A 4,868-nucleotide genomic window follows, 5' to 3' on the forward strand; every position below is an offset into this window, starting at 1 on the left:
GATACTCTTTAACATGCCGGTGTGGCGGAATTGGCAGACGCGCACGACTCAAAATCGTGTTCCGCAAGGAGTGCCGGTTCGACCCCGGCCACCGGTATCATCAGGCAGCATGCCAAAGCTGTCAAATCAAGACTCTAACGTAAAGTTAGGGTCTTTTTTGTATGTTTTCTTTATGAATACTTAAGGCTAACAAAATGGCCACTAAATTTTAGAAACAATAGTTATGGATAAGCACAAGGAAAATAGTTGGACTTAATGAGGCTAAATAGCGAATTGTTTTCTATAGTGTAACTTTATCAATTTCACCTATAAGCAGTTCAGTTTGATTTAAAGATAATAGAAGTTAAAATATATCTTGTATTACCTATGATATAGAAAACGTTTAGCTCTGATAAGAAGGTATGACTTTTTAGGTAAAAAAGAAGAATAGAGCTTAAAAATATAGTTGATAAAAGGGAGTGTTATTCATGCGTGCAGTTATAATTAATGAATACGGCGATAAAAATGTATTAGTTGAGAAAGAATTGCCGAAACCTGAAATAAAACCAAATCAAGTTCTTGTTGAGGTGTATGCCACTTCAGTTAATCCGATTGATTGGAAGCTTCGTGCAGGTTACTTAAAGCAGATGCTCGATTGGTCATTCCCGATTATCCTAGGCTGGGATGTTGCAGGTAAGATAGTTGAGATTGGAAGTGAAGTGAAGAATTATCAGGTTGGGGATGAAGTATTCGCGCGACCTGATACTACCGCTGCGGGTACTTATGCGGAATTTACGGCTGTGGATGATGAATTGCTTGCGAAAAAGCCTAGCAATCTCACATTTGAAGAAGCTGCCTCTATTCCGTTAGCTGGGTTAACCGCTTGGCAGTGTCTAGTGGACAATACAAAGGTCAAGAAAGGTGATAAAGTATTGATCCAAGCTGGAGCTGGTGGTGTAGGAAGTATGGCGATTCAAATGGCAAAACATTTGGGTGCCTATGTTGCGACAACTGCGAGTGAAAAAAATGAAGCATATGTAAAAGAGTTAGGTGCTGATGAATGCATTAATTACCGAACGCAGCAATTTGAAGATGAATTAAGTGATTATGATGCAGTCATCGATACAATGGGCGGCGAGATCTTAAACAAGAGCTTCCAAGTTCTAAAGCCCGGCGGCAGACTAGTAACAATTGCCGGACAACCTGATGAGGCATTGGCAGAGAAGCATCAAGTAACGGCAAGCTCTTATTGGTTAACGCCAAATGGTAAGCAATTAGGTGAATTAGGAGAATTACTTGAGAAAGGAATTATTAAGCCTCAAGTAGGCCATGTATTCGATTTTTCAGCAGAAGCTTTACAAGAAGCACATGAATTAAGTGAAACACACCATGCCAAAGGTAAGATTGTGATAAAAGTTAAATAAGCACGCAGGTAGCAATTAAAAAAGCCATCATCTACTAATGTTATAAGATGATGGTTTTTATAGTCGGCGTGGATCAATGGGCGAAAAGCAGTCCTGTACTTGCAGACGGATTAAAAGATGCTGAAACAGTAAGCGAAGAAGATGTAGAAAAATTCTCGAGCTGAAGCCGGATTTGATCATCGCTGCAGACACAACAAAAAAATTGGATAAGTTCAAAGAAATCGCACTACTGTCACGTATACATATAACAAGGTTGACTACCTGACACAGCACGTTGAAATTGGAAAAATGCTGAATAAGGGCGATGAAGCCCAGCAATGGGTCGATGACTTCAAAGAACGTGCGAAAACAACTGGTGACGAAATCAAAGCCAAAGCCAAAATCGATGAAGATGCTACTGTCACTGTAATGGAAAGCTACAAAAAAGGTATGGGTGTCCTTGGCAACAGCTTGGGCCGCGGTACAGAAGTCCTTTATCAAGCAATGGGACTTTCTATGCCGGATAAAGTGAAGGAAATGACCGAAAAAGACGGCTATACCATGATTTCCTCAGAAGTACTTCCTGAATATGTCGGTGATTATCTTGTCATCAGTGAGTACAGCGACCAAGATAACTCCTACCGAGAGACAGAACTATACAAGGAAATTTCTGCTGTAAAAAAGGTCATGTCTTGACTGCAGATGCGAATGCAATTTTGTTCAACGACGATTATCAGCTGGACTTCTTTAAAGAACAGTTCTTGAAGTAAATCGTACTTTTAAAAATAAAAATACGCATAGCAAAAGGAGCTTGGGGAATCCAAGCTCCTTTTTGTGTACAAGATTCTCTAATCTCATATATATGGAAGCAAACTTATCCACGTAATACGTGCGATTTTTTCTTACCCTTTATGAACAAGTATGTAATTATTATCAAATTAATAATGGATACAACAATACTTCCTTCTATTTTATATTCGCCACCTGAAAGCAATTCATTGCCTTGGTATGTACTGTTTAATAGATTTGGATAATCATTCGCCAAAGAAACACCGCCAAATATAATCGCTCCAATTGTGTTCCAAATAAAATGTACGATAATTGGCGCTGCTATTGTACCTGTGTATTCCAATAAAATTGTCATAAGCACACTCATGGAAACAACATTTAGAACAGGGATGATTCCTGCTTCAAATGCCCCACCGTGCATTGCCGTAAATAAGACTGTAGTTATTACCGTAGCTGTGATCGTATTATATTTATGTTTCCATAATTGATAGAGATAACCTCTCATTAACAACTCTTGCATTGCAGTATTAAACAATGATGCCAAAATCCAAATCCAGATATATTCAATGTGATTAAAACCTTGTATATGCATTGTTTTGGTGAGTAAAAGTATTGCTATTACGCTGCCTAGCCAGATGAAACCTATTACGACACCAATCAGAGAGTTTTTAAAGAGTACTGCTGCTATGGGTATTCTTATTCTTCTCTTTTCAAGTAGAAAAACAAATACAAAAGAGAACAAAACAACTGAAGCAAGTGGTGTCAATTCCCACCATAATCTTAAAAAGGCTGGATTATCCGTCTTTACTTCTGGAGTAAAAGAAATTAATATTGCCCAGCCAATGAAAAAAATAAGTGTTTTTAGTATAGTGCTTATCAACTTTCTCATTGTTCTTCCCCTCTATGTGTTTTATGGGCTTAAAGAATCCTATATTAGGACGCAAGTGAATCTCTTGTAAATTTTAACATAAATTTCCTTTCATCCACCAAAAATAGACCGCTAAATTTAAGCGGCCTTGCTTTCCATCATGAACATCTATTCTTTGTTGATAATAAAGGGATGAGAGCATGAAGGAGAAAGATGTACAGCCGATTTGCTACAGGGAGAAAATTGAGATATGAAGTGGGCGCTCTGGCGACATTGTAAGGATCGGCATTAATACTGGCTTACGTGCTGGTGACTTAGTGAAGTTAAAAACGGCTGTCCTCTGCTGGTGTTTATCTTTTCTTGTTGGCAATAAGCTGGGTACTGAAGATTGCCACTGGATTTTTCTTTGGCGTCATTGGCATGGTTTATACGGTCATTCAGTTCATATGGTCTGTGCTGCAATTTGTCAAGGGAAGACAGAGAGTGTCGACAAATAAAAAAAGGATGGGGTTCCAGCCATCCTTAAGAACGCCAATAATTAGTAACAACGACCAATATTACGACATATACTTTGATAATGTATACGTATATTTGTATAGCATCTTCACCCAAAATTAAAATTGCCAAAGGCATTACAAGGACTATAATCCCTAAAATTATTGTGAACAATCCTGTTCTTTTAGCATACCTATCTTTATCGCCGTCAAATGTACTATCGCTATACCCGATTATTAAGGATAACATCTTTTTTACACCTATTAGATAACCTAAATAAATGATGAATATTCCTGCAACAACTGTAGCTATTGTGCTGAAAGTATCCAAAATAACACCTCCATTTATATATAATACGGTTTTTAATAGATATTAGTTTCGAATTCAATATATAGGAAAAATAATCAAAAAATGGATTTTTAACGTCCAATCAGGGTCGATAGAGGAACCGCCGGTATCACCTTGTTTTTCTGCACTGTAACTACTATTTGATACGCCAATAATACTGCTTACAAGAATGGTAACAGCAAGAACGACACTAAAAGTATTTTCCTCAACAAAATCCCTCCTTTTATAGTAAAGCGAATAGGTCCATATACAGTTACAATCACTGAAGAAACTCTCGAAGTGCAAACAAAGGAGAGTGACGAATGTTGGCGTTGGGAAGAGCTTTTAAAAGCAGATGATGATGAATTTTATTTATATCTATGTCACTAAAGATTCTTCACTCATGATTCCCAAGTTTCAAAATGATTTTACATTCGAAGAACAGAAAGATTTTAATAGAATATTAACAAATACATTTAATCTCAAAGCTTAAGCTTTGAAGTATAGATAAGATTTAAACCATAACAAATAGCACTTATATTTAGTAAGTAATATTTGTTATGGTTTAGCTTTTAGCTAAGTTGACTTCTTGTAGGACTTTCTCTCTGCTTCTTATCTTTATTGGTGACATAATTATTCTTATACCAAGCAATGACTAAAGTAAAAAGAGGCAATGAAGAAGTAAGTTTCCAGGTAGGTAATCAAACGTTAATCCATAGAAAAAAGATCATCATTAAATGATGATCTTTTTTGGAGAATAAAAGGTATAGGTGAGCCTTAGTTATACCTATACCACAATGAGAGCTGAAATAAACATGAACTATTCATGCTTGGTATACGTAAACGTATACCAAGCATACTAAGTAGTGTTTGAAATATGTATGTGCTCGAAACTTTGGATCTTAATCTTTTCCTCAAAGATTTCTGCAACGTAATGACTTGTAAACTGCTGACTAGTCACTGGAAGACAAGAGGTTTGCCATTTACACAGAATTATTGACGGTCCC

The 4,868-nt window shown here is 36.8% G+C and carries 5 protein-coding genes and 1 tRNA gene; 3 read left to right on the forward strand and 3 right to left on the reverse strand.

All coding sequences use genetic code 11. The features are described from left to right. Positions 1-15 precede the first annotated feature (15 nt). The 3 genes from CHH91_RS17775 to CHH91_RS21310 all read left to right on the forward strand — a co-directional run bounded on the left by CHH91_RS17775 (position 16) and on the right by CHH91_RS21310 (position 2,078). A tRNA-Leu gene (locus tag CHH91_RS17775) sits at positions 16-97 on the forward strand. A gap of 370 nt (positions 98-467) precedes the next feature. Beyond that, positions 468-1,403, forward strand: coding sequence for an NADP-dependent oxidoreductase (locus CHH91_RS17780; RefSeq protein ID WP_095224755.1), 936 nt, complete (start codon positions 468-470; stop codon positions 1,401-1,403). Between the two features lie 279 nt (positions 1,404-1,682). Next, positions 1,683-2,078: a TroA family protein gene (locus CHH91_RS21310; protein WP_286160828.1), complete on the forward strand. Its 396-nt coding sequence runs from the start codon at positions 1,683-1,685 to the stop codon at positions 2,076-2,078. Positions 2,079-2,256: 178 nt separating this feature from the next. Here the strand turns inward: CHH91_RS21310 and CHH91_RS17790 are convergent, their stop codons facing one another. The 3 genes from CHH91_RS17790 to CHH91_RS21505 form a co-directional block, all read right to left on the reverse strand. Further along, on the reverse strand, positions 2,257-3,060 hold the full coding sequence (locus tag CHH91_RS17790) for a CPBP family intramembrane glutamic endopeptidase (RefSeq protein ID WP_095224756.1): 804 nt from the start codon (positions 3,058-3,060) through the stop codon (positions 2,257-2,259). Between the two features lie 501 nt (positions 3,061-3,561). Then, complete coding sequence (locus tag CHH91_RS17795) at positions 3,562-3,864, reverse strand: DUF3784 domain-containing protein (protein WP_095224757.1); 303 nt, start codon at positions 3,862-3,864, stop codon at positions 3,562-3,564. Between the two features lie 569 nt (positions 3,865-4,433). Continuing rightward, positions 4,434-4,535, reverse strand: coding sequence for a phage holin (locus CHH91_RS21505; protein WP_353615335.1), 102 nt, complete (start codon positions 4,533-4,535; stop codon positions 4,434-4,436). Positions 4,536-4,868: the final 333 nt, after the last annotated feature.

Source organism: Virgibacillus sp. 7505 (assembly GCF_002272135.1).
Taxonomy (GTDB): domain Bacteria; phylum Bacillota; class Bacilli; order Bacillales; family Amphibacillaceae; genus Terribacillus.

Excerpts from the sequence above, each read along its gene's own strand:
- CHH91_RS17790 (WP_095224756.1), bottom strand. The coding sequence starts at position 3,060 with ATGAGAAAGTTGATAAGCACTATACTAAAAACACTTATTTTTTTCATT.
- CHH91_RS17780 (WP_095224755.1), top strand. The coding sequence starts at position 468 with ATGCGTGCAGTTATAATTAATGAATACGGCGATAAAAATGTATTAGTT.